This window comes from Anaerococcus nagyae, from assembly GCF_040364225.1.
GTDB classification, from domain to species: domain Bacteria; phylum Bacillota; class Clostridia; order Tissierellales; family Peptoniphilaceae; genus Anaerococcus; species Anaerococcus nagyae.
Genome location: NZ_AP031484.1, coordinates 801,139 through 826,237 on the forward strand (window position 1 = coordinate 801,139; position 25,099 = coordinate 826,237).

The 25,099-nt window shown below is 29.8% G+C and carries 22 protein-coding genes; 17 read left to right on the top strand and 5 right to left on the bottom strand.

Annotation, left to right across the window (positions count from 1 at the left end):
* Nucleotides 1-73: 73 nt before the first annotated feature.
* Nucleotides 74-964: a radical SAM protein gene (locus ABXG81_RS03900; protein WP_353529183.1), complete on the bottom strand. Its 891-nt coding sequence runs from the start codon at nt 962-964 to the stop codon at nt 74-76.
* Nucleotides 965-1,106: 142 nt separating this feature from the next.
* Between ABXG81_RS03900 and ABXG81_RS03905 the strand changes: the two genes are divergently transcribed.
* The 4 genes from ABXG81_RS03905 to ABXG81_RS03920 all read left to right on the top strand — a co-directional run bounded on the left by ABXG81_RS03905 (nt 1,107) and on the right by ABXG81_RS03920 (nt 5,187).
* The gene (locus ABXG81_RS03905; protein WP_353529184.1) at nt 1,107-1,997 is read left to right on the top strand and encodes a DegV family protein; all 891 of its coding nucleotides are present in this window, start codon (nt 1,107-1,109) and stop codon (nt 1,995-1,997) included.
* Nucleotides 1,998-2,370: 373 nt separating this feature from the next.
* Nucleotides 2,371-3,615, top strand: a complete 1,245-nt coding sequence (locus ABXG81_RS03910) for a DUF1576 domain-containing protein (protein WP_117520954.1) — start codon at nt 2,371-2,373, stop codon at nt 3,613-3,615.
* Entirely contained in the window at nt 3,608-3,952 is a 345-nt protein-coding gene (locus ABXG81_RS03915; protein WP_117520956.1) for a hypothetical protein, read from the top strand. Before ABXG81_RS03910 ends, ABXG81_RS03915 begins: the two co-directional genes overlap by 8 nt.
* A 311-nt stretch (nt 3,953-4,263) precedes the next feature.
* A complete protein-coding gene (locus ABXG81_RS03920) occupies nt 4,264-5,187 on the top strand; it encodes a 2-dehydropantoate 2-reductase (protein WP_353529185.1) in 924 nt (307 codons plus the stop codon).
* 69 nt (nt 5,188-5,256) lie between these two features.
* Here ABXG81_RS03920 and ppdK read toward each other — a convergent pair whose 3' ends face one another.
* Both ppdK and ABXG81_RS03930 read right to left on the bottom strand, forming a co-directional pair.
* Entirely contained in the window at nt 5,257-7,887 is a 2,631-nt protein-coding gene (gene ppdK, locus ABXG81_RS03925; protein WP_117520960.1) for a pyruvate, phosphate dikinase, read from the bottom strand.
* Between the two features lie 12 nt (nt 7,888-7,899).
* Complete coding sequence (locus ABXG81_RS03930) at nt 7,900-8,709, bottom strand: pyruvate, water dikinase regulatory protein (protein WP_117520962.1); 810 nt, start codon at nt 8,707-8,709, stop codon at nt 7,900-7,902.
* A gap of 432 nt (nt 8,710-9,141) precedes the next feature.
* Between ABXG81_RS03930 and ABXG81_RS03935 the strand changes: the two genes are divergently transcribed.
* The 4 genes from ABXG81_RS03935 to ABXG81_RS03950 are packed head-to-tail and all read left to right on the top strand — an operon-like array spanning nt 9,142 to nt 13,728.
* Nucleotides 9,142-11,781 carry a valine--tRNA ligase gene (locus tag ABXG81_RS03935; protein WP_353529186.1) on the top strand — a complete coding sequence of 880 codons (2,640 nt, stop codon included), beginning with the start codon at nt 9,142-9,144 and terminating at the stop codon, nt 11,779-11,781.
* Entirely contained in the window at nt 11,781-12,515 is a 735-nt protein-coding gene (locus tag ABXG81_RS03940; RefSeq protein WP_353529187.1) for a class I SAM-dependent methyltransferase, read from the top strand. Before ABXG81_RS03935 ends, ABXG81_RS03940 begins: the two co-directional genes overlap by 1 nt.
* Nucleotides 12,512-12,721: a cold shock domain-containing protein gene (locus tag ABXG81_RS03945; protein ID WP_117520968.1), complete on the top strand. Its 210-nt coding sequence runs from the start codon at nt 12,512-12,514 to the stop codon at nt 12,719-12,721. Before ABXG81_RS03940 ends, ABXG81_RS03945 begins: the two co-directional genes overlap by 4 nt.
* Entirely contained in the window at nt 12,718-13,728 is a 1,011-nt protein-coding gene (locus tag ABXG81_RS03950) for an alpha/beta hydrolase (RefSeq protein WP_316116452.1), read from the top strand. The genes ABXG81_RS03945 and ABXG81_RS03950 overlap by 4 nt, the downstream gene beginning before the upstream one ends.
* A gap of 21 nt (nt 13,729-13,749) precedes the next feature.
* Here ABXG81_RS03950 and ABXG81_RS03955 read toward each other — a convergent pair whose 3' ends face one another.
* Nucleotides 13,750-14,046, bottom strand: coding sequence for a rhodanese-like domain-containing protein (locus tag ABXG81_RS03955; RefSeq protein ID WP_209813645.1), 297 nt, complete (start codon nt 14,044-14,046; stop codon nt 13,750-13,752).
* 239 nt (nt 14,047-14,285) lie between these two features.
* Here ABXG81_RS03955 and ABXG81_RS03960 point away from each other — a divergent pair, with 239 nt between their 5' ends.
* From ABXG81_RS03960 to ABXG81_RS03980, 5 genes are all read left to right on the top strand, one after another.
* The gene (locus ABXG81_RS03960) at nt 14,286-14,951 is read left to right on the top strand and encodes a DUF969 domain-containing protein (protein WP_209813647.1); all 666 of its coding nucleotides are present in this window, start codon (nt 14,286-14,288) and stop codon (nt 14,949-14,951) included.
* Nucleotides 14,951-15,895, top strand: coding sequence for a DUF979 domain-containing protein (locus ABXG81_RS03965; RefSeq protein ID WP_245325671.1), 945 nt, complete (start codon nt 14,951-14,953; stop codon nt 15,893-15,895). Before ABXG81_RS03960 ends, ABXG81_RS03965 begins: the two co-directional genes overlap by 1 nt.
* 26 nt (nt 15,896-15,921) lie before the next feature.
* Nucleotides 15,922-16,566 carry a pyroglutamyl-peptidase I gene (gene pcp, locus ABXG81_RS03970; protein ID WP_288222977.1) on the top strand — a complete coding sequence of 215 codons (645 nt, stop codon included), beginning with the start codon at nt 15,922-15,924 and terminating at the stop codon, nt 16,564-16,566.
* Between the two features lie 82 nt (nt 16,567-16,648).
* The gene (locus tag ABXG81_RS03975; protein WP_245325672.1) at nt 16,649-16,909 is read left to right on the top strand and encodes a hypothetical protein; all 261 of its coding nucleotides are present in this window, start codon (nt 16,649-16,651) and stop codon (nt 16,907-16,909) included.
* Between the two features lie 158 nt (nt 16,910-17,067).
* Nucleotides 17,068-18,228 carry a CapA family protein gene (locus ABXG81_RS03980; protein ID WP_353529188.1) on the top strand — a complete coding sequence of 387 codons (1,161 nt, stop codon included), beginning with the start codon at nt 17,068-17,070 and terminating at the stop codon, nt 18,226-18,228.
* Between the two features lie 53 nt (nt 18,229-18,281).
* Here the strand turns inward: ABXG81_RS03980 and ABXG81_RS03985 are convergent, their stop codons facing one another.
* Nucleotides 18,282-18,575 carry a hypothetical protein gene (locus tag ABXG81_RS03985; RefSeq protein ID WP_117520979.1) on the bottom strand — a complete coding sequence of 98 codons (294 nt, stop codon included), beginning with the start codon at nt 18,573-18,575 and terminating at the stop codon, nt 18,282-18,284.
* Between the two features lie 189 nt (nt 18,576-18,764).
* Between ABXG81_RS03985 and ABXG81_RS03990 the strand changes: the two genes are divergently transcribed.
* The 4 genes from ABXG81_RS03990 to ABXG81_RS04005 all read left to right on the top strand — a co-directional run bounded on the left by ABXG81_RS03990 (nt 18,765) and on the right by ABXG81_RS04005 (nt 25,050).
* Nucleotides 18,765-19,619 carry a fructosamine kinase family protein gene (locus ABXG81_RS03990; RefSeq protein WP_316116120.1) on the top strand — a complete coding sequence of 285 codons (855 nt, stop codon included), beginning with the start codon at nt 18,765-18,767 and terminating at the stop codon, nt 19,617-19,619.
* A 286-nt stretch (nt 19,620-19,905) separates the two neighbouring features.
* On the top strand, nt 19,906-21,633 hold the full coding sequence (locus ABXG81_RS03995; protein WP_353529189.1) for a tellurite resistance TerB C-terminal domain-containing protein: 1,728 nt from the start codon (nt 19,906-19,908) through the stop codon (nt 21,631-21,633).
* Nucleotides 21,617-22,942, top strand: a complete 1,326-nt coding sequence (locus ABXG81_RS04000) for an ATP-binding protein (RefSeq protein WP_245949636.1) — start codon at nt 21,617-21,619, stop codon at nt 22,940-22,942. The genes ABXG81_RS03995 and ABXG81_RS04000 overlap by 17 nt, the downstream gene beginning before the upstream one ends.
* Complete coding sequence (locus ABXG81_RS04005; RefSeq protein ID WP_353529190.1) at nt 22,939-25,050, top strand: DEAD/DEAH box helicase; 2,112 nt, start codon at nt 22,939-22,941, stop codon at nt 25,048-25,050. The genes ABXG81_RS04000 and ABXG81_RS04005 overlap by 4 nt, the downstream gene beginning before the upstream one ends.
* Nucleotides 25,051-25,099: the final 49 nt, after the last annotated feature.

Below are 25,099 nucleotides of genomic sequence, written 5' to 3' on the forward strand. Positions count from 1 at the left end.
AGATTTTTTAATAGACATCAAAAAATGCTAACCACTATTAATTATTATAGTAGCTAGCATTATTATATAGTTATTATCGGGCTTCTCTTTGGTTTGTCATATCTAAAATTTCGGGATCAATTGTTTCTAAAGCATATTTAAGTTTCTCAATCATTTTTTGTTTTTTATCCATATGACCGCTGACACTTACTATATTTACCATATGTGCTGAGGAATATAAAGTTTCATTTGGCATTTCTAAATTTTCAAGTAGGTAGATTTGCTCTTCTAAATTTTCCCTATTAGTTGTTTCTATAAATTCCCCACGTTCTCTCATGTAATAAAGAGGGGACCCCTCATTTACAGCAGTACTCATTATATACACACCTTTAGGTGGATAATAGTTGAGTACTTTGGCAGTTTCTTTAGCGTTTATTAAAGAATTGCCAGATCCTGCAATTCCCTGCATCACAATTGCATGATATTCTATACCTGCTACTTTCATCTTATCTAGACCTCGATAATATCCATCTAGATTTGTACCTTTATTTATATAATCAAGAGCTTTTTGATATCCTGTTTCTACTCCAAACCAAAGCTCATTATAACCTGCTTCTTTAAGTTTTTTCATATCATCTAAAGTTTTATTTTCTAGATTATAAAATGAGCAATATGCTGTTATTGTTTTACACTCTGGTATATATTCCTTTATTAATTCTGCAATTTTTAGTAATTTTTCTGTAGGTAAAGTAAAAGGATCTCCATTTAAAAGGTATATTCTCTCAAAAGGTTTTAGTTTTCTTTGAAATGAATTACTAAGCTCAATTATATCACTTTTTACATCTTCTAGAGGTGATATGCCATATTTTGTTTGCTTATACATTGTGCAAAAAGCACATTTATTATGTGAGCAACCGTAGGTGACTTCTAAAAGTGGGGTATAAGCTTCTAGAGGCGGTCTATAAACTTGACCAGTATAATGCATAAAAACTCCTTTCTTTTTTATCATTATACTATAATAAATACTATAACTTAAAATAAATACATAGATAAGTGATAAATATTTATGGACTATAATTTTATATATGATAAAATATAAAATATTGAATTAACCTAAGGGGGATCTAATGACAGACTATATATTAAGTTGTGAGTCCACAATGGACTTAGCAGTAGATTATATAAAAAATAACTTAGACGTTAGTATTATAAATGCTAATTATGAATTAAATGGAGAAAACTATTTAGATGACTTTGGACAAAATTTAGATATGAAGAGCTTTTATAATAATATGAGAGAAGGTGCTAAACCAACTACTTCAAGAATCAATACTGGAGAGTATGTAAACTATTTAAAACCTCTATTAGAAAGTGGACATGATGTAATTCATGTTTGTTTATCAACAGGGATGTCTGGTCAGTTTGATTCTCTGTTAGAAGCTATTGAAATCTTAAAGGAAGAATATCCAGAAAGAAAAGTTTATCCAGTAGACTCTAAGATGGCTTCATCAGGAGTAGGATTATTAGTATCAAAGCTTTCTAAATTAAAAAAAGATGGTATGGCCATAGATGATCTTTATAATTGGGCTGAAGAAAATAAACTTCATGTTATAAGTTATACTAGTAATGAAAACTTAGAATATGTTGCTAGAGGCGGTAGGATTTCTAAGACAGCAGCAAGTATTGGTGGAGTTTTGCACATTTGTCCATTAATCGAGGTTGATGATGAAGGTCGTATGATAGTTACTGGTAAGACTAGAACAAGAAAAAAACTTTTAAAAGCTATAATTTCTAAAATAGAAAATAATGCTATAGGTGGTAGTGATTATAATGATCAAATTTTTATATCTAATGCTGATAATATGGAATTAGTAAATGAGATAAAATCCATGATTGAAGAGAAGTTTCCTAATATAGATGGCGGGGTACAAGCATTTGATATAGGACCTACCATAGGTAGTCATATAGGCCCTGGTACAATATCAATATTTTACTGGGGGAAAGAGAGAATGGCCTAAGCTAATTCATATTAAATACTAATGTATTTAAACGAAAGCCTACTCTTAGAAAGCTTAAAGGGTTAACTGAATTAAGCTTTCTTTAAGTAAGGCTTTTTTTATTTGTAATAATAAAGTTTTTTCAAAAGAGATAATTATAATTAATCGTCATTATTGTATAATACTTATTGTCAATATATTTCTAATTTGTTAAAATTTATATATAGGAAGTATATTTCTTTTTAATGTATAGATATTGAAATCGATTACCTACTTAAATAGAATACTATGAATATTATATTTAGATTTACAAGTATGTGAGTATTAAATATGTTATAGAGTTTATGTTAAATACTTCTTAATAAATTTAAAGATTAGAGGGGATTTATAAAATATGAAAAAATTAAATGATTTTTGGTACAAAAATTTTTATATAGCAAGCTTTATTCTTATTATTTATGGACTTTTAATAAGTCCAATAAGAGATACTTTATTTGGTTTATTCAATATAATTAAGTCATCAAGTGTTCTTGTATCTGACTATATGGAAATTGGTGGACTTGGTGCAAGCTATGTTAATGCTGGTTTGATGTTACTATTTACTATCATGCTAGCTAAGAAATGTGATGCAAGATTAACAGGGGCATTAATAGCAGCTATGTTTACTGTAACAGGCTTTAGTTTTTTTGGAAAAAATATAGTAAACTCTATTCCTCTAATGCTCGGTGTTTATTTATATATTAAGTTAAAAAATCTTAAATTGGCAAATTATATGCATATTGTTTGTTTTGTAACTGGTTTAAGTCCTATAGTTAGCTTATTTATGTTTTCACTTGGATTTAAGTTAAGTATAGGTATAATTTTAGGAATTATTGTAGGTATACTAGTTGGTCTTATAATAATTCCGCTATCAAGTTCGATGCTAAAGTTTCATGATGGCTACTCTTTATACAATGTTGGATTTTCTTTAGGAATAATTGCTATAGTTTTAGTTGGAATCTTAAGAATGTTTGATAAAGAAATTCCTAGAGTTAGCTTAATTTATTATGGTAATGACACATACACTATTATATTTTTGTTAGTGCTTAGCTTAGGATTGATGTCATATGGCATAATAGAAAATAAGGGACTAAATGGTTATAAGGAGATTTTAGAAAGTAGTGGTAGGCTTGTGACTGATTTTACTATTTTCTCTAATAGATATTTGGTGATTTTTAATATAGGTTTAATGGGACTTATATGTGTTGGGTTCGTATTTTTAAGTGGAGGCAAATTTAATGGTCCAATAGTTGGTGGTATATTAACTGTGATGGGATTTAGTGCATTTGGTAAGCATCCCAAAAATGTATTGCCAATAATGATGGGGGTTTATATTGCTAGTATGGTAAATAAATATGAACCTTCTAGTACACTTGCTGTTTTAACTGCTTTATTTTCTACAACTATAGCACCTATAGCGGGAGAATTTGGTATAATTGCTGGTATATTTGCAGGATTTATTCATAAAGCAGTAGCTACAAATGTTACATTAATCCATGGTGGAATTAATCTATATAATAATGGACTTGCAGGCGGGATGGTTGCAGCGGTTTTAGTTCCTCTTTATAAGAGTTTTGTTGAAAGGCGTAATCATGATTAGGGAAAGAGAAAAAGCAATAAAAATATTAAATGTAATTTTAGAATATTATGTCCAACATGAATTTTCTAGTATAAAAACTCAAATATCGGTAGATAGTCATAGGACGATAATAATGATTGAAGGAGAAGTCGATCCTAAAAATTTGAAAGTTAAAGACTTAGAAAGTATTCTTAATCATCCTAGGTTACCAGAATACGACGATTATTATGATAGCTTACTTACATCAAGCGATGAAAATCAAATCAATGCAGTTGGATATCTAGTAGATGCTGCATATGTTAAACTAAAGGGAAATAATCTACAAATAAATCTTCTAAGAGATAATATTTTAGACTGACTTTGTAGTTAAAATTTATGAAATAATAATGATAGAGTTATTTTATATTAGATCTTTTGATCAAATTACCATATGATAAGTAGTATCAAAAGAGAAATAATTATAGGCTAATGTGACTAAAATATATTGATACTACTAATAAAAACAATCTTATAAGTTTTTTAAATTAAGAATATCCTATATTTAATATTTTATAGACGATAATTTATTGGGTATTATGTAATTGTCAGTATTGATTATATTTTTAAAATTTTGTTTGCACTTATAATTAAATCATATTTGCATTCAAGGATTAATTAAGGAGAAAAAATATGTTAGTTTATATTGCAGGAAGTGGTGCCATGGGCTGCACTATTGGATATAAGATTAGTAAAAATTCTGACAATGAAGTTATCTTATTAGATTATTGGCAGGATCATATAGATAATATAAATAATAATGGTCTTACTGTAAAGGGAGAATTTGATGATAATATAAAAATTCAAGCTATGAAACCTAGCGAAGCTAGTAAAAAAGCTGATTTAATAGTAGTTATGACAAAGTCTATGTATTTAAAAGATATGATGGAAGCTATATCTCATCTTATAGATGAGAATACTCAAATTCTTTGCTTACTAAATGGCATGGGACATGAAGAAATCTTGAAAAATTATGTAAATTTAAATCAAATTAATATGGGAGTTACCATATGGGCAGCAGCTCTAGAAGAGCCTGGTTCTATTACTATTAGAGATATAGGCACTATAGATGTTCAAAATATAGGTGGTAATGAAGAAGCTGGCAAAAAGGTAGCTGATATATTAAATGAAGGTAAGCTAAATGCACGCTATGATAAAAATGTAATGTATGCTATTTGGAGAAAAGTTATGGTAAATGGAACTATGAATTCTATGACAGCTTTACTAGAGTGTACAGTTGGAGAATTTTTTGCAATAGATGCTCATGAGAGAATAATTGATGAGCTTGTAAAAGAATTTGTAGAAGTAGGCAATGCAGATGGAGTAAACCTTGATAAAAAAGAAATGCTAGATTATATACGCGAAACATCAAAAGCAGCTAAAGATCATTATCCATCTATGTATCAAGATTTAGTAGAAAGAAATAGAAAAATAGAAATAGACTTTATTAATGGAGCGGTAGTTAATAAGGGTAAAACTCATAATATAGCTACTCCATATAATGAAATAATAACTCAGTTAGTTCATGCAAAAGAAGAACTAAATGATGCAAAATAATATCTAAAAAGGACTAAGATAAATTCTTAGTCCCTTTTTAGATATTAATAGTTATGGAGGTCTACTAATCTATTTATTATCTTTCTTTTCTATAGAAGCTTGTGCTGCAGCAAGTTTTGCTATAGGAATTCTAAATGGAGAACAAGATGTATAATCAAGTCCTACATTATACAGATATTTTACTGTATTTGGCTCTCCACCATGTTCGCCACATATACCTAGGTGAAGATCAGATTTAGCAGCACGTCCTTTTTCTACTGCTGTTTCTATTAAGAAACCTACACCTTTTTGATCAAGAACTTGGAAAGGATCTTTTTCAAATAAGTCTTTATCTAGATATAATGGTAAGAACTTACCTGCATCATCTCTTGAAAGACCAAAAGTCATTTGTGTTAAGTCATTAGTACCAAAACTAAAGAAATCTGTGATTTCTGCAATCTCATCTGCTGTAATAGCAGCTCTTGGGATTTCTATCATTGTCCCAACAAGATATTTTATTTCTGTATTCTTTTCTTCAAATACTTTCTTTATCTCATCATTTACTTCATCTATTACATACTTTAGTTCTTTTACATCACTGGAAAGTGGGATCATAATTTCTGGAATAACTTTATTTCCATCTTCATGACAATGTATGGCAGCTTGAATTATAGCACGAGCTTGCATTCTTGATATTTCTGGATAAGCAATACCAAGTCTTAATCCTCTAAAACCGAGCATAGGGTTCACTTCTTCAAGTTCCTCAATTCTTTCGTGAATACGAGCAGGTTCTATGGATAAATCAAGTGCTAAGTCCCTAATTGCTTCTTCTTCTCTTGGTAAGAATTCATGAAGTGGTGGGTCAAGAAGTCTAACTGTTACTGGTCTTTCTCCCATTAGAGAATAAATTTGATAGAAGTCATCTTCTTGCATAGGAAGAATTTTATCTAGAGCTTGTTTTCTAGTTTTAACGTCACTTGCTAGAATCATTTTTCTAACTTGGAAGATTCTATCTTCCTTAAAGAACATATGCTCTGTTCTACATAAACCGATACCTTCAGCACCAAATTCTAAAGCTTGTTTTACATCTCTTGGTGTATCTGCATTTGTTCTAATCTTCATATCCCTAAATTCATCTACCCAGCTCATAAATTCTCCGAAGTTTCCTTCAAGTTGAGGAGATTGAGTTTCTAGATTTCCTATATAGATGGCTCCAGTAGATCCATCAATGGATATTGTATCATCTTTTCCATAAACTTCTTTGCCTATTCTTAGAGTTTCTTCATCTTCATCTACATGAATTTCAGAAGCACCTGATACACAGCATTTACCCATACCACGAGCTACTACTGCCGCATGGCTTGTCATGCCGCCACGAGCTGTAAGTATACCTTTTGCTTTAACCATACCTTCAAGATCTTCTGGAGAAGTTTCTTCACGAACTAATATTACACTTTCTCCACTATCTGCTCTTAATGCAGCATCTTTTGCAGAAAATGCAATCTTACCTACAGCAGCTCCTGGAGAAGCAGCTAGACCTTTTGTAGCAGCTTCATTATTATCTAATTCTTCTTTAGTAAATGTAGGGTGGAGAAGACCATCTAAGTCTTTTGGATTTATACGAAGTACAGCCTCTTTTTTATCAATAAGACCTTCATCTACCATATTAACAGCTATTTCAACTGCAGCTTGAGCAGTTCTTTTACCATTTCTTGTTTGTAATAAGAATAACTTTCCTTCTTGGATGGTAAATTCCATATCTTGAACATCATGATAGTGATCTTCAAGTTTTTTGGCAGTTTTTGCAAATTCATCAAAAACTTCTGGCATAGAATTTTTTAGAGTATGTATTTCTTGTGGAGTTCTAACACCAGCAACAACATCTTCCCCTTGAGCATTTAATAAAAATTCACCAAATAGCTTGTTTTCACCTGTTGCAGGGTTTCTAGAGAATGCCACTCCTGTACCAGAAGTATCTCCCATATTACCAAATACCATGGTTTGAACGTTTACTGCTGTTCCCATAGTATCATCAATATCATTTAATTTTCTATAGAGTACAGCTCTTTCATTCCCCCAAGATCTAAAAACGGCAGCTACGGCTAAATCTAGTTGCTTGCGAGGATCTTGTGGAAAATCTTCTCCCTTTAACTCTTTATATTTATCTTTATATTCTTCAACTAATTCTTTCAAATCTTCAGCTGTAAGATCTGTATCAAGTTCTACACCTCTATCATTTTTCTTTGCAGTTAAAAGATTCTCAAAATTATTTTTATTTAGTTCCATAGCTACATCTGCAAACATTTGTATAAAACGTCTGTAAGAATCGTAGGCAAATCTTTCATTGTCTGTTTTTTTAGCAAGACCTATAACTGCATCATCATTTAAACCTAGGTTTAAGATAGTATCCATCATACCTGGCATAGAAATAGGCGCGCCAGATCTAACAGATACAAGAAGAGGATCGTCTGTAGATCCAAAAGTTTTTCCATTTTCTTCTTCTAAGATTTTAATATGATTACTAATTTCCTTGTTAAGCTCATCCCATAGCTTTCTATCTTCGTCAAAAAATCTTGTGCAAGCCTCTGTTGTAACTGTAAAGCCATAAGGTACACGAATACCCAATGTTGTCATTTCAGCTAAGTTTGCGCCCTTACCACCTAGGAGAGCACGCATATCTTTGTTACCTTCGTTAAAGCCATAAACGTATTTATAAGCCATTTTTTCCTCCTCTCAATTTGGAATGTTTTCGATTTTACTAATGATATATTCAGAAGTTTCTTCAATTGATTTATTTGTTACATCTATTATCATGCAATCTAAATCTTCCATAATTTCTTTAGCATATTTAAGTTCATCCTCAATATGATTGATATCACAGTACTTGGAATTTTTTGGTAAATTAATAGACTCTAGTCTTTGTTCTCTGATTTTTTGTAGTCTCGTTTTATCCATAGTAAGACCAAAAATTTTTCTAGAATCAATTTCAAAAAGTTCTCTGGGTACAACAGATTCTCTAAGCAAAGGAACATTGGAAACTTTATAGCCAATACTTGCTAGATAGACAGATAAAGGTGTTTTTGATGATCGAGAAACTCCTATTATACATATGTCACAATATTCTAGACCCTTAAAATCTCTACCATCATCATAGCGGATAGCAAAATCTAGAGCATCCAATCTTTTATAGTGATGGATTACCTTATAGTCATCCTCAAGTTCAATATCCAATGGATCCATTCCTAAAAACTTGCTAATTCTATTAAGAGAATAGCTAGCATAATCGATGGTAAGGATATTATAATCTTCACTAAATGTCTTTAAGTTTTTATTGTGACTTATATCGTTAAGAGAATTGAAAATTATTTTTGATCCTTCATCATTTTTGATTTCATTAAAAACTTCATTTAAATTTTCAGGGGAGCTAATATTTGTAAAAGACTTTTCGTCATAACCTACTTCAAACTTTTCCATTGTACTTTTTGCTAAGTGGCTAATGCCTAGTCCATCAGCATCTGAAATAATATATACAAATAAGTTCATAATCCCTCCTCTTAACTTTAAACTTATTATATCACTATTTTGATTTTATGAAAATATTTTCATATATATTTTGTATAGATAGATCTTTCTATATTGTTTGTTTATAAACAAACAAATAATATTGTTGAATTCCAAAGGATATTATATAAAAATGTTTTCATAATTTTATTTGTTTTTGACAATTTTATTGATTATAATATAATATATTCGATATAAGAAATATTAAAAGAGGAGTAAAAGGTAAGTATTTTAAGAGAGAAGATGGTTGGTGTAAATCTTTATTATAAGCTTTTGAAGGTTGCTTTTATTTATATTTCGTGTGGTACGCATTAGTACGAAAGAGAGTCTTTTTTATAAAAGAAATTTAGGTGGTAACGCGATAACTCGTCCTAGAGCTATTGCTTTGCCACCTTTTTTAGTAAAGGAGAAAATATGGATACAAAATATAATCCTAGTGAATTTGAAAATGAAATATACAAAAAATGGGAAGATGGTGGTTACTTTCATGCAGATGTAATTAAGGATAAGAAGCCTTTTACAATAGTTATGCCTCCGCCAAATGTTACTGGACAATTGCACTTAGGGCATGCATTAAATAATACTATTCAAGATATTATTATTCGCTATAAGAGGATGGCAGGTTTTGAAGCTTTATGGATACCAGGTACTGATCATGCATCGATTTCTACAGAAGCTAAAGTAGTAAATAAGATTAGAAGTCAAGGCCATACTAAAAAAGAATTGGGGCGTGAAAAGTTTTTAGAAGAAGCATGGGCTTGGACTGATGAATATGGTGGAACTATAAAAAAACAATTAAGAACTATAGGCGTATCTTGTGATTGGGATGCTGATAGTTTCACTATGGATGAAAATTTGACAAGGGCAGTAAAGCATGTATTTAAGAAGATGTATGATGATGGTTTGATCTATCAAGGTGATAGGATTATAAACTGGGATCCTGAAGCAGAGACTGCTATATCAGATGCAGAAGTTTACCATGTAGAAAAAGAAGGCAACTTGTGGTATATCAAATACTTCTTTGAAGATAGCGACGAATACATTACTATAGCTACTACTCGTCCAGAAACTATGTTTGGTGACTTAGCAGTAGCAGTTAATCCAGAAGATCCAAGATTTAAAGATAAAATCGGTGAAAATCTAGTATTACCTATAATAGGGAGAAAAATCCCTTTAATAGAAGACTCCTATGTGGATATGGAATATGGTACAGGTTGTGTAAAAATAACTCCAAGCCATGATCCTAATGACTTTGAAGTAGGTGCTCGCCATAATCTAGGCCAATGTATTGTTATTGACAGTAAGGCTCATGTAGTAGAAGGCTATGGAAAATATTCTGGTTTAGATAGATATGAAGCTCGTAAACTTCTTGTTGAACAATTAGAAGATGAAGGATATCTAGAAAAAATAGAGACTTTAACCCATGCTGTTGGTTATAGTGAAAGAACAAATGTAGTTATAGAGCCACTTATATCTAAACAATGGTTTGTGAAGATGGATCGTTTAGCGCAGCTTGCTATAGATGCTTATAGGTCAGAAGAATTAGAATTGATTCCAGATTCTTTAGGAAAAACTTATATGAACTGGCTAAATAATATCAGAGATTGGACTATATCACGTCAATTATGGTGGGGACACAGACTACCAGTTTATTATACAGATGATGGGGAAATAATTGTTTCTGAGGAAGACCCAGATGAAGAAGGAAAACTCAATGGAGTACATGTGACTCAAGAAGAAGATACACTTGATACATGGTTTTCATCAGCACTATGGCCATTTGCAACATTAGGTTGGCCAATAGAAAATGAAAAATTAGACTATTTCTTCCCAACCGATATTCTAGTAACTGGATATGACATAATATTTTTCTGGGTTATAAGAATGGTGTTTGCATCTATTTATACTACAGGTAAGGTTCCTTTTAATCACGTACTATTTACAGGACTTATCCGTGATCCACAAGGTAGAAAGATGAGTAAGTCTTTAGGAAATGGTGTAGATCCTATAGATGTAGTTAATCAATATGGGGCAGATGCACTTAGATTTACTTTAATAACAGGAAATAGCCCAGGAAATGATATGCGATATGATGAAAATAGAATAATAGCAAGTCGTAATTTTGCCAATAAACTATGGAATGCTACTAGATTTGTTCTTATGAATATAGACGAAGATGATGACTTAGTATTTGACGATAATACAGAGTTGGCTTTAGAAGATAAATGGATATTAAAAAGATTAAATAATGTAATAGAAGAAGTTAGCAGAAATCTAGAAAAATATGAGATAGGTCTTGCTGCAAGTAGAATAGAAAATTTTATATGGGAGGAATACTGCGATTGGTATATAGAATTTGCTAAACTTCGTTTAAATGGTGATGACGAAAAAGAAAAATCTGATGTTAAAAAAGTGTTGCTTTATGTATTAAACAAGATGATAGCTTTGCTACATCCGTTTATGCCGTTTATAACAGAGGAAATATACAGCTCTTTACCTGATAAAAAGGATATGCTTATAGTGGAAAAGTGGCCAAGATTTAGAGAAGAATTTGAATTTGCTAGCGAAGAATCCACAGTAAATTCAGCTATAGAAGCTATAATAGCTATAAGGAATCAAAGAGCTACTTTAAATGTAGGTGCTAAGAAAAAACAAGATTTAATTATTTTAGCAGAAAATCAAGAATATAAAGATTTATTAGATGGCTTAAAAGGTCAATTTGTAAATCTTGCTAATTCCAATGAAGTAAATGTTTACCTTAAAGATGAATATACTGGAAATAAAGAAAATTTAGTAAATCTTGTATTTAACGAATTTAGTGTCCTAATGAGTCTAGATGATCTTATGGATTATGAGCAAGAACGCAAAAGACTTAAGGACGAAATAAAAAGACTTGAAGGAGAGATTAAAAGAGCTAGTGGTAAGTTAAATAATGAAAGCTTTGTAAGCAAGGCTCCAGAATCTGTTGTGAATAAAGAACGTGAAAAACTAGATAACTATAAAGATCTATTAGAAAAAACTCAATCTTCTTTAGATGAAATTAAGGATAAGTAATGTACGAAGATTTTTCTTATATATATGATAAATTAAGCTTTGACTTAGCATATGATAGATATGCAAAGAATATCCTAGATCTTTGTGATAAAAATAATATTGATAGAAAAAATATGCTAGAGCTTGCCGCGGGCTCTGGCATGCTTACTAGATTTTTCTTTGATGAATTTGAGAGTATAGATGCCTTAGACCTATCTACCGATATGTTAAATGTATTTGCCAATAATTATAATCCAAATAATGTAAATTTGATTTATTATGATATGGTAGAATTTGAAAATCCGGGAGCTTACGATTTGATAGTCATACTTTTAGACTCTATAAATTATGTTACAAACCCAAAGGATTTAGAGAAGTTATTTGCTAATTGCTATAAAAATCTTAAGCTAGGTGGACTTTTAGTATTTGATATCAATTCAGAATATAAGATGAGAGAAATCTTTGGAACCAATTGTTATGTATATGAATATGAAGATATATTCTATACATGGGATAACTTCATGGAAGATGATCTTGTTGATATGCATCTTAATTTTTTCATAGAAGATGAAGATGGAAAGTACAATAGAATATATGAATATCAACAAGAAAGAGTTTATGAAAGATATTTTATAAAAGATTTGGTAGAAAAAGTTGGTTTTTCTGATATAGAAGTATTTGACGAGGATAGTATGGGAAATGTTAAAGATGATACTCTGAGGATATTATACCAAGCAGTGAGGAAAGAAAGATGAAAGGATTCGTAAAATTTTTTGATAATAAGAAAGGTTATGGATTTATAGAGTCGGATAGTGGAGAAGACTATTTTGTTCACTATACAAATATTATTTCTGATGATGAATATAAGAAACTTAATAATGGAGATAGGGTGGTCTTTGAAAGAGAAGATGCACCGAGAGGTCTATCAGCTGTAGAAGTTAAGAAAGATGAGGGAATATGATGACTCCTTGGGTTGTAACAATCTTACTTATAGTTTTATTTATCCCACAATTATATTATTTAAAAAAGACTAATGATTATAAATCCATAAGAAATGGGAGTAAATTCTTTGTAAGAAATTCACGTGATCTAGAGGATCACACAGAAGTTTACCTAACTAATACTGATGGGCATGATATATTTGTAAGGATCTATGAAGCTGATAATCCTAAAGCTATTGTCCAAATCGTACATGGTATGGCTGAGCATTCATACAATTATTTAAACTTTATTAAATATCTGGTAGCTAGTGGATATACAGTAGTTGCTCACGATCATAGAGGGCATGGTAAGAGTATTTCAGAAAAGTATCCTAATGGTTATATGAGTTTATCAGAAGAGCTGGTTGATGATACTTATGCAGTAAATACCTTTATGAGACAAACTCATCCAGGACTTAAGGTATGTATGATAGGTCACTCTATGGGATCAATGATTGCTCGTATGTATATACAAAGCTATGATGATACTATAGAAAAGTTAGTTCTATCTGGAACGGTGGAACGCAGTAATATAGCTGGAGTTGGATTATTCTTTGCAAATATAATTTCATTTTTTTCAAGAGGTTATCAACCTAGCATAATGACTCCATTACTACCTGGTGGAGAAGATGATGATACTTGGATTTCATATAATATGGATAATGTTATAGAAAAAAGAAATGATCCAATGAGAATAAAAACATTTTTAGAAAGATATGTAGCCGTAATAATCGATCTTAATAAAAAGATGGCAAAAGTATCTAGATATAATACGTATAACCCGAATCTATCTATACTTTCAGTAACGGGTGAAGATGATATTGTAACAGGCTCAACTAAGGGTTTAGAATCTACCTTTGAAATATTAGAAAAAGCTGGATACAGTCATATAGAAAATATAGTATATCCTCATATGAAACATGAAATACTAAATGAAAAAGAAAATGAGATTGTTTATAACGACATTTTAGATTTTCTTGACGAGTAAATAAAGCTCCCAAATGGAGCTTTATTTTTCTAACTTATAATCATATAATTCAACTCCAGGAGCTATAATAATATCTGAAAATCCTTCGTACATAAGCATGGTAGCAGCAAATTCGCTCCTATTATTGGTTCTACAATGGATTACCAAAGGCTTATCTAAAGGTATCTCATCTTTTCTTTTAATTACTTCATCATATGGGATATGGATAGCGTTTTTTATATGACCATTATCAAACTCTTCTTTAGTTCTTACATCTAATACATTAAAGTATTCTAAATTTTCTTCTAAATCTTTACCTTCAATTTGCTTAAAATACATAATAATCTCCTTAGGACTATTATACTTCTTAAAAACTAATTATAGGTTTTTAGACTGTATTTAAAATTTAAAGATATAAACTGTATTTTATTTTCTAATTATATTATAAAAAATATCTGCAAACTATTAGCTGAGTTAAGGACAATTTTTGTAAATGTTATATCAAGATATGTACCTATGATACATTGACTTTAATTATTTTTTAGTTTACACTGATAAATATTCTAAGGAGGAATTAAATGGAATATTTAAAATTGATTGGTATTCTGATAATAGTATTAGGTTTTATTTTTAAACTAAATATAGTATTTACTGTTATATTATCAGGATTCATAACAGCTCTAGTAGCGGGAATTCCTTTTACTGAATTTCTAGAGATACTAGGCGAAAATTTTGTAAAACAGAGGATAGTTACTATATTTATAATAACTTTGCCAGTAATAGGACTATCGGAGCAGTTCGGCTTAAAGCAATCTGCGGAAAAGATTGTTAAAAAGCGTAAGAATTTATCATCAGGGGCACTTTTAAGTGTTTATCTTTTATTTAGAGAGTTGGCTGGTTTTTTGGCAATGAGAATATATGGTTTGGTACAATTTGTAAGACCAATTATTTATCCGATGACAGAAGCAGCGGTTGAAAAACAAAATGGTCAAGTAACAGATGAACAAAAAGAAAAATTAAAAGCACGCGCAACAGCTATGGAAAATTTTGGTAATTTCTTTGCTCAAAATACTTTTATAGGTGCTGGAGGTGTGTTGATTATAGTAGGACAAATGGAAACTTTAGGGTATCCTGTTACAAATGCTGATATAGCTTCAAAATCATTACCTATAGCTTTAATATGTCTAATCTTAGGTATTATTAAAAATATCATTGATGATAAAAAGATGAAAGGAGCTAAGTAATGACATTTTTTGGTATGCCAGCTAAAGAATTTTTTGATGGATTCTTAGAATTTATATATATACTGATTGGATTACAATTTTTCTATACGGCATATAGGGTAGCAAAAGCTAATGACAATGAAAAGAAAGTTACTACTGTTATTTTTTGGATAATATTAGGAATTTTATTTGCCTTTGGTAAATGGATACCTTATGTAGTATCTGGAGTACTAGTGGTTATTATTGGAATATTATCTTTAGTAAATGGAATAGTTGTAAAAGGATCTATAGAAAATGACAAATCTACTGAAGTAGAAGGTTCGAATAAACTGGGGAATAAAATATTTATCCCAGTTATTGTGATGGCAGTTCTTGCTATTATAATTGCAAAATTAATACCAGAATCTAGTGCATCAGTATTAGGTTTTACTGCTATAGTGGCCATAATAATCGCTATGATAATGACTAAATCAAGCTTTTCTAGCATGATGAAACAATCTGATAGAATGGTTCAACAGGTTGGATCTGTAGCTATATTACCACAACTATTAGCTGCTTTAGGTGCGATTTTTACAGCAGCAGGTGTAGGTGATGTTATTGCTTCAATAATAGGAGGTATGATACCAACTGTAAATCCATGGACAGGTTCCATTGCTTATATACTTGGTATGGTAATATTTACTGCTATAATGGGAAATGCCTATGCAGCATTTACGGTTATCACTGCAGGAATTGGGGTACCATTTGTAATAGCCCAAGGAGCAGATCCTGCAATATCAGCTGCACTTGCTATGACAGCTGGTTATTGTGGAACACTTTTGACACCTATGGCTGGAAATTTCAATATATTACCAGTTGGTATATTAGAAATGAAGGATAAAAACGGAGTTTTAAAAGAACAAGCTCTATTTTCTATTGTTATGGTAATAGCGCATATATTATTAATGAGATTTTGGGCTTTTTAGAATTAACTATATAAAGGAGAAAATAAATGAAAATACTTGTAACAGGGTTTGACCCATTTGAAGGAGAACCTACTAATCCAGCAATTGAATCAGTAAAAAGAATTGATAATGAGATTGAAGGGGCAGAGATTATAAAACTAGAAATACCAACAGTATTTCAAAAATCAGCAGATGTTGTAGAAGCAAAGATTAGAGAAATAAATCCAGACGTTGTTCTTTCAGTAGGACAAGCTGGTGGCAGATACGGCATAACAGTAGAAAGAGTTGCGATAAATCAAGATGATGCGAGAATAGAAGATAATGAAGGTAACCAACCAATAGATACGGCAATAAGAGAAGATGGAGCTCCTGCATACTTTGCAACACTACCGATAAAAGCTATGGTAGAAGAAATAAAAAAAGAAAATATCCCAGCAAGCGTATCAAATACAGCTGGTACTTTTGTATGCAATCACATAATGTATCAAGACTTATATTTAGCTGAAAAATATGGAAATATAAAAGCAGGTTTTATCCATGTACCTTATTTGACAGAACAGGTTGTAGATAAAAAAGATACAGCATCTATGAGTCTTGAAGATATTGTAAGAGGATTAAACGCAGCAATAAGAGCTATTGTAAAATACAGTGATAAAGAAGATTTAAACGTGACAGGTGGTGCAACCCATTAAATCAATGAGACCCTTATGGGTCTTTTTTATTACAATAAATAAAATTGGGTATAATGGATAAAACAAATATTAGGAGGAAATTATGGATAATAAAGAAAAGGTAACATATCAAACAGATACAACGTCAAGAGATGATTTGGATCAAGAAGACTTTGTAAATAATAAAGTAGTTGAAGAAGAAAGATTAAGACTTAGAGAAGAAGAAAAAAGAGCAAATGAAGTACCTATGAGCAATGGGGAAAATTGTGGCATAGTAGAATTTGAAGGCAAAAGAATCAACACATGTAAAGGGGAAAAGATTGTTGAAGATGGATATAAGAATCCAGATAAAAATGATAATTAACTTATGTATAGATTTATAAATAAAATTATTTAAATAGAACCTTTATAGATTATTTTAAATTCTATAAAGGTTTTTTCTTTAAAGTATGTATTATTTTTAAAAATATAGTTACTGAGTGTTATAATTATTTTAATATATATGTAATTTAAGGAGTATTCATGAAATATATTAAAAAAATAATTTTTATTTTCTTTTCGTTTTTATTTTTTATATCAAATGCTTATGCTAAGGAAGATATAAGTAATAAAAAATACTTAAGTGAGGATTACAACCAAGTTCAAATGGCAAAGCTTATATTTGGAGGAGATGTATTGCCTCACTTGAACTTTGATAAATATGCCTATAGCTATGGTAATGGTAATTATAACTATGACAGAAATTTTGAAATGTTAGAAGAATTTACATCTGATTCTGATCTATTTATAGTAAATTGTGAATTTACATCAAATCCTAATTACAAGCCATCAGGTTATCCAACCTTTAATTCTGATAAAAATATATATAGATCTCTCAAAAACATTGGAGTAGATGTTATAACTACAGCTAATAATCATGCTTTAGATACAGGCATTGATGGTTTGGATACAACAATAGAGGCTATGAATAGTTATGGAATTGACAATTGTGGCACCAGAATCGATCCATATAGGAAATATTTAATAAAAGATATCAATGGTATTAGGGTAGGAATTCTTGCTTATACAGAGCAAATTAACGGCTTAGAATATCTATTAAACACTAAGGATAAAAAAAATAAGATAGATATGATTGATCCTATACTTATAATGGATGACATACAAAAAATAAGAAAAGCTGGTGCAGATTTTGTGGTGGTTTATCCTCATTGGGGTGTAGAGTACTCCTCATATCCAGAAAGTTGGCAAATAAATTTAGCTCATGCCATGATTGATTGGGGAGCAGATATGGTTATAGGAAATCATCCTCATGTTATTCAACCTCGCGAAGAATACATTAGTCAGGATGGTAGGAAAGGAATGATTTATTATTCTTTAGGAAATTTAGTTTCAAATCAAAATCATAAGTATTTTAATAATGATTATAGACCAGAACAAGGTCTACTAGTAGAAACTATTATTTATAAGAGTCCTAAGGATAAAGCTTGTAAAATATTAAATACTTCTTACCATAATATATGGACAGAGTCATTATATGATGAGTACGGATTATTAAATAGAACTTATCTTACTGAAGAATTTACAGGTAAAACTAAAAAATATAAAAATACAGAGGATAATATTAATTATATGGATTTAACAAATAATATGAATTATGATATAATGCATACTTTTATAAAATAGGGCACAAAAAATGGATGAGAAATTCTCATCCATTTTTTTGAATAATATAAAAATTACTTATTTTCGTTTTCTACTGTATCAGCAGCGTCATCTGCTTCGTCAGCAGCATCGTCAGCTTTGTCAGCAGCGTCATCTGCTTTGTCAGCAGCATCATCAGCTTTATCTTCTGTTGTATCAGTAGTTTCTTCTGGTTCAGTTACTGTTGTGTCTTTTGTATCTTCAGTTTCAGCTGGTTCAGTTACTTTTGTATCTTCTTTAGTATCTTCTGTTTTTTTGTCAGCATTGTTTCCACATCCTGCAAATGCGAATGTTCCTGCTAATGCTAATGCGATTAATTTTTTATTCATTATAATACTCTCCTTTTATTCCTTAATCGGGATCTATTATAGTCTTAGTTAAGTAATATGTCAAATATGCTTATGATTAATATTAATGATTTAGTATATATTAATTATTTTTTTGTTGGAAAGTACACAATAATTTAGTTTGTAAGTAATAAGTAAGGGTAGTAGATATTAATGAAAAGAGGTGGAGTTATGGAAAAATTTTTAGAAAATTTACCTATCAATAACATTAAAGATATAAGATTAGCAAATGGCGGAGATGTTAATGTTGCTTATAAAATATATACAGATGATCAAATATATTTTATGCTAGTTCAAGAAAACTCTAATGAAAATTTTTACTATGGAGAGATAGAAGGATTAAAATTATTTGAAAAAATTGGGATTCCAGCACCGAGAGTAATAGCGAATGGTTATGTAGATAATGATAGTTACCTAGTGTTATCTTTCCTAGAGGAAGCTAAAAATGGATCTCAAAGCAAACTTGCACAAGTAGTAGCAAGGCTACATAGATATTATAGCAAAAATGATAAGTTTGGTTTTGATTATCCTCATAATGGTTCTGACACTCAATTTTCTAATGAATGGACAGATACATGGAGTGATCTTTTTATAAATCAAAGGATGGATAAGTTAACTCAACAATTAATAGATTTAGGCTATTGGGATAGTAGCTCTTTGGATAGATATAAGAAGGTTAGAGCTATTATAATTGCTGAGCTGTCCAATCATAAATCAGAAGCTTCTCTACTTCACGGAGATTTATGGGCAGGTAATTATATGTTCCTAGAAGATGGTACTCCTGCTTTATTTGACCCAAGTCCATTTTATGGCGATAGAGAGTTTGATATAGGTGTTAGCAGTGTTTTTGGTGGTTTTTCTGATGAATTTTATAATGAATATGATGAAATTTATCCACTAGATGAAGGTTATGAGCTAAGACTAGAATTTTATAGATTATATCTTTTGATGGTGCACCAAGTAAAATTTGGTAATACTTACGAAAGATCAGTAAATCAGAGTATAGATTTTATATTAAATCATTAGAAGAATACTGATTCTAATGTAGAATACTTTGATTATTATGGAATTTACGAGATTTATGAAACTATAATTGTTAATAAGAATAACAATATCATTTATGGAAGAATTTATCATGATAAATAAAGATAGCTTCAGTAAGTCTTAATACAATGAATCAGTATATATCACAGAAATTTCATATACAAAAACTGCTGGATAAGCTAATTAAGTCTTTATACAGCAGTTTTTTTCTAAGCATTTTTATTAATGCCGAAGTATAATGTAGTATAAATATAATTTGGAGGTTAATATGGAATTTGATGATATTATAAAATTAATAAATGATTTTTTAGATATAAAAAATAAAAAAAGACTTCCAATAAAAAGAAAAATTGATAAAGGCTCTATTAAGGGCGTAGTAAATATTAGTTTTGATGATAAAGTCAATATTCCTAAAGAAAAATTTGATGGAAAACCTGTTATTAAAGATTATAAGTATTGGATTTTAAAATTAGATAGACACTATAAATCACAGGCTATGAAAGTTAACCAATTAAATGTAGCCAGTCTAAAAATGTACGCTAGTCTTTGTGATAGCTTAGAAGAATATTTAAATAAAAAGTACACTACAGTAGCAAGGGAATCTTCCAAGCTAAGGAGAGAGGGCGTTAATTATGATATATATTATAGTATTTATTTAATTGCAGAAGCCCAAGTATTGAATTTTTATAACCCATTATCTAATAAAGATCCAATCAAGTCTTATAATTTTTTAAAAAGTCATTTTGGCAATGAGCTGGTTAAATTAATACAAAAAAGAGTTCTCGAGTTAAGTAAAGGATTAAAAGATCCTGATATTAAAACAAGGGAGTATTTTGACTTAACGGATAATAATAAAGTATCCATGTGGTGGGATCCAAAAGGAATATTGAGAGAAAAATATGATTTTTCTAAAAAAGAAGAGTTAGCTATTAACCAAATATCCAAAAGAAACAATGTTCTTTGGAAAAATCAATATATAATAGATATTCTGTTGGATATGTACTTAGCAACTGTTAAGCAAATATTTAATAATAAAGATCTTGATGGAGAAAAGCTTTTAAATATTGTAAGTCCTTATCAAAGTTCAAAGATTATCTTAGATAGTATATTTTTAATTAGTGAATCTAATGTAAGGGATAAATTTGCGTTTTTGACCAATATAAATACTCAAAAATCTATTGATGTTATAAAAGATTTTGATAATGGAAAAATGTACGACTTTATTGAAAACTATCAGGAGGATTATTTAGATAACATTGATAAAGAAAAAATTTCTAGAGCCTATGATTTATATTTTAAGAAAAACCATAATAAAACTAAAGACTTTATAAGATATGTTGAAACACTTTCTGATAGTGAAAAAATTAAAGTCTTGTATGAACACGAAAATGATGAAAATTTTAAGAAAATTCTTATAGAATTACTTAAAAAAGATGATGAAATATTAGCCTTATATTTTTTATATAAGAAAAAAATAAATAGAGGAAATCATGATAAGATTTTATTTGGGGTAATTAAGGAAGAAAATTATGATGAATTCTTACGACTTATTAACAAAAATGAATTAACTTTAGACTTAATAGCGAAGATAAAAAATCTAAATAAAGCTAAGACAAAAAAAATAAAAGTTGATAATAAAAAGATTGATATATCAAGAGCTAACTTAAATAAGACAGTTATTATGGTAAATGAATTATTTGAAATAGATGAAGATAATGATTTATTTGAAAAAGAAGAAAATGTAGAAAAATGTAGTCGTAATACTTATAATCATATATTAAAAGATATTTTAAGTAAGGGATATATTAAAAAAGATCAACTTAGTTGTCTAGCTAAAAATGATAGCATGACTCTTAATACTTACTTAGGAAAAATAAATGAAAGCTTATATGATTATATTGGTGATCAAACATTAGTAATAGAAAATGATAAGGTCATTATAGACGACTTTTATGTAGATATGATAAAGGAGTATGTAAGTGGCGATCAGGATTAATCCCAAAGAAGCATCGGTAATAATAAATTCTTTAGAAGCTGGTGTAGTACCCAATATGGGTGTGCAACATTTGCTTGTTGGTAGGAATAGAGAAGTAGAAGAAGTTATAAAAATACTAGATAGTGTAGCTGATGGTAGATCAGATATAAGATTCTGGGTAGGTGATTTTGGTTCTGGTAAAAGTTTTATGTTAGCGACAATAGAACAAATTTCCATTCAAAAAAATTTTGTAGTATCAACTCTAGATCTCAATCCTTCTAGAAGATTTTATGCAAATGATAGAAAAGCAGTAGCTTTATATACAGAAATTATAGATAATATAAAAACAAAAACTGTAAAAACAGGGAATGCTTTAGATACTATTGTAGAAGAATGGTTAAATGATGTATTTAGTATAGTAGCAGATAAGAATAATGTTGAAATATCTGAAATAATAGGAGGTAACTATAAAAAAGAAGTTTCTAATGAAATATTAAATACAATAGGAAATTTTTCTGCTGTAGGCCTATCTTTTGAATTTGGAGAAGCTATAGTTAAATTTTATGAAGGATTAATAGAAGATAATAGAATACTCCGTGCCAATGCTATAAGATGGCTTAGGGGAGATATAACTACTAAAACAGAGTCTAAAAAACTTCTTGGGATAAATAAAATAATCAATGATGATAACTGGTTTGATGCTTTAAAAAATATGAGCGAATTATTTTTAGGTATAAGTTATAGTGGATTTGTAGTTAATTTTGACGAGGCAGTAAATTTATATAAGTTACCTCAATCTGTTACTCGTGAAAGAAATTATGAGAGAATTTTAAATATCTATAATGAATGCAAATCTAATATAGCTAAGGGTTTATTTATAAATTTTGGTGCAACAAGGAAGACTATATTTGATGAGAATCGTGGTTTATCATCTTACGGAGCTCTAAAAGGCAGACTTGGTAGTGAAGAAAGTATGGATAATAAGCTAATTAACACGAACAGGACAGTACTGGGGCTAAAAGCCTTAACTAATGAGGAAATATACACACTTTTAGAAAACTTAGTAAATATCTATAATGTAAATTATAAAGAATCTATATCTATAAGCGAGAATGAGATAATAACTTACATGGAGGGTCAGCTTAATAGACCAGGAGCTGATGAATTTTTAACACCACGTGCCGTTATTAAGGATTTTATAGAAATACTTGATCTAAAAAGACAAAATCCTAATAATGAAATTATGGATATTTTAACTATGAGATTTAAAGATATTCTTACTATTAGCAAAGATCCAGATGATTTAGATGATGAGATAGAGATAATATGACAGATGCCTATAGCTTATTAAATAGAGAGTTAAGATTTTATATACATGAAAAAGGCTGGCCGTCACTTACAAGAATACAAAATGCTTCTATAAAAGCATTTTTTACAAATGAAAATAACTTGATTTTATCAGCAGCTACAGCTCAAGGAAAAACTGAAGCTGCCTTTTTGCCTGCAATAAGCAAGATTAAAAGCTGGGAAAAAGGAATCAAAATAATATACATATCTCCACTTATTGCTCTTATTAATGATCAGTTTAAGAGAATAAGTGATATGTGCTTTGATATGGATATACCAATAACTTCTTGGCATGGAGAAGCAAGTAAGTCAAAAAAAGATAAGCTTATTGCTAATCCAAGAGGGATAGTTTTAATAACACCTGAATCAATTGAAGCCCTTTTATCAGATAAATCAGAAATTGCTAGTAAACTTTTCAGCGAAGTCAACTATATAATAGTAGATGAAATTCACAGCTTTTTAATAGGGAATAGAGGCTTACAACTTAGGTCTTTATTAGAAAGAATATTAAGATATACATACAAGCCACCAAGGATGATTGGACTTTCTGCAACTATTGGAGAAGAAAATTACAATCTTTCAAAAAAGTTTTTTAATAATGGAAGAGATACCAATATTTTGGTTGATAAGTCAGCAAATGATTTAGAAATTACATTAGATTTTTTTGAATCCGATAATATTTCAAATGACGTTATATATAAGATTTACGAATATGCAGAAGAAGGACCAATGATAGTATTTCCAAATGCTCGTGAAAGAGTAGAGGCTATTGCTGTAGGTCTAGGGAAAATAGCAAAAGAAAAAAATAGCAATTTAAAAATATTTGCTCATCATTCATCTGTAAGCAAAAATCGTAGACAAGAAATAGAAGAATTTGCCAAAGAAGCAAGAAATGAAAATTTTGTAATAACTGCAACCTCTACATTAGAACTTGGAATAGATATAGGTGCTGTACATTCAGTAAGCCAATATGGAGCAGCTAATTCTGTACTATCTCTTGCACAAAGACTTGGTAGAAGCGGAAGAAAAACGGGTAAAAATATACTTCATCAAATATGCTCCTCTTCTTGGGATCTTCTTCAATCTATTGCAACAATTAGTCTTTATGAGGAAAAATTACTAGATAAGCTAGATGAAACAGTAAAAGCTTATGATGTATTTGCTCATCAAGTCTTATCTACACTTTTAGAAAACTATGGGTTAGCAAAAGAGGAATATTATTATCTTAATAAAACTTTGTCAAGCTTTTCCGATATAAGTGATGATGAGTTTAAAGATATTACCAATTATATGCTTGAGAAAGGTTACATAGAAATCCTAGAAACCGAAGTTATCACAGGTATTAATATAGAAAAATTAATGAGAATAGGCTCTTTTTATAATCAGTTTGTTAGTAATCAAGTTTATACAGTATACAATGGAAAAGGCAAAATTGGAGAGCTCGATATTAGACCTGATATACAAGTAGATGCTCATATATACTTAGCAGGATTAGTTTGGAAGATAGATAAATTGTATACAGATCAAAAGAAAATCATTGTAAGTAAAGCTAACGACGGGAAAGCTCCTAAATTCTTCTCGGCAGGAGATGTAGATGTTAGCACTATAATTAGAGATCGCATGAAATATATCTTGGAAAATCCCAATGATTTTAAATTTAATAGTAATGTAGATTCAACAATAGAAGAATTATCAAGTGAATATACAGAGGAGGATTACACCTTTGTGATAAAAGAAAATTTAGTCGGTCTTATAACTTTTAAAAATAGCAAGATAAATAGAAGTCTTGCTTTGATGTTGAATGTAGCAAGTGAAACAACTAACTATATTGCAAATGAGAGGGAGGGCATAATTTATGGTCCAGATACTACAAAGTATTTTGATGAAATTAGAATAAATCCTATAAGTGAAAAAAAAATATTTGAATTCCTAAAAAAACGAGAAGCCTACTTAGAAAACTTTTTGATATCTTACAAATATATGATATTAGTACCATTAGAATTAAGAATAAAATACCTTATTAATAATTTACTAGATATACATGGAGCTTATGAATATTTAGGAATAAGCGAGGAAGAAATTAGTTTTTAATAATATAAATACGTAAGCACTAGGATTTTTATATTATTAATACAATAAT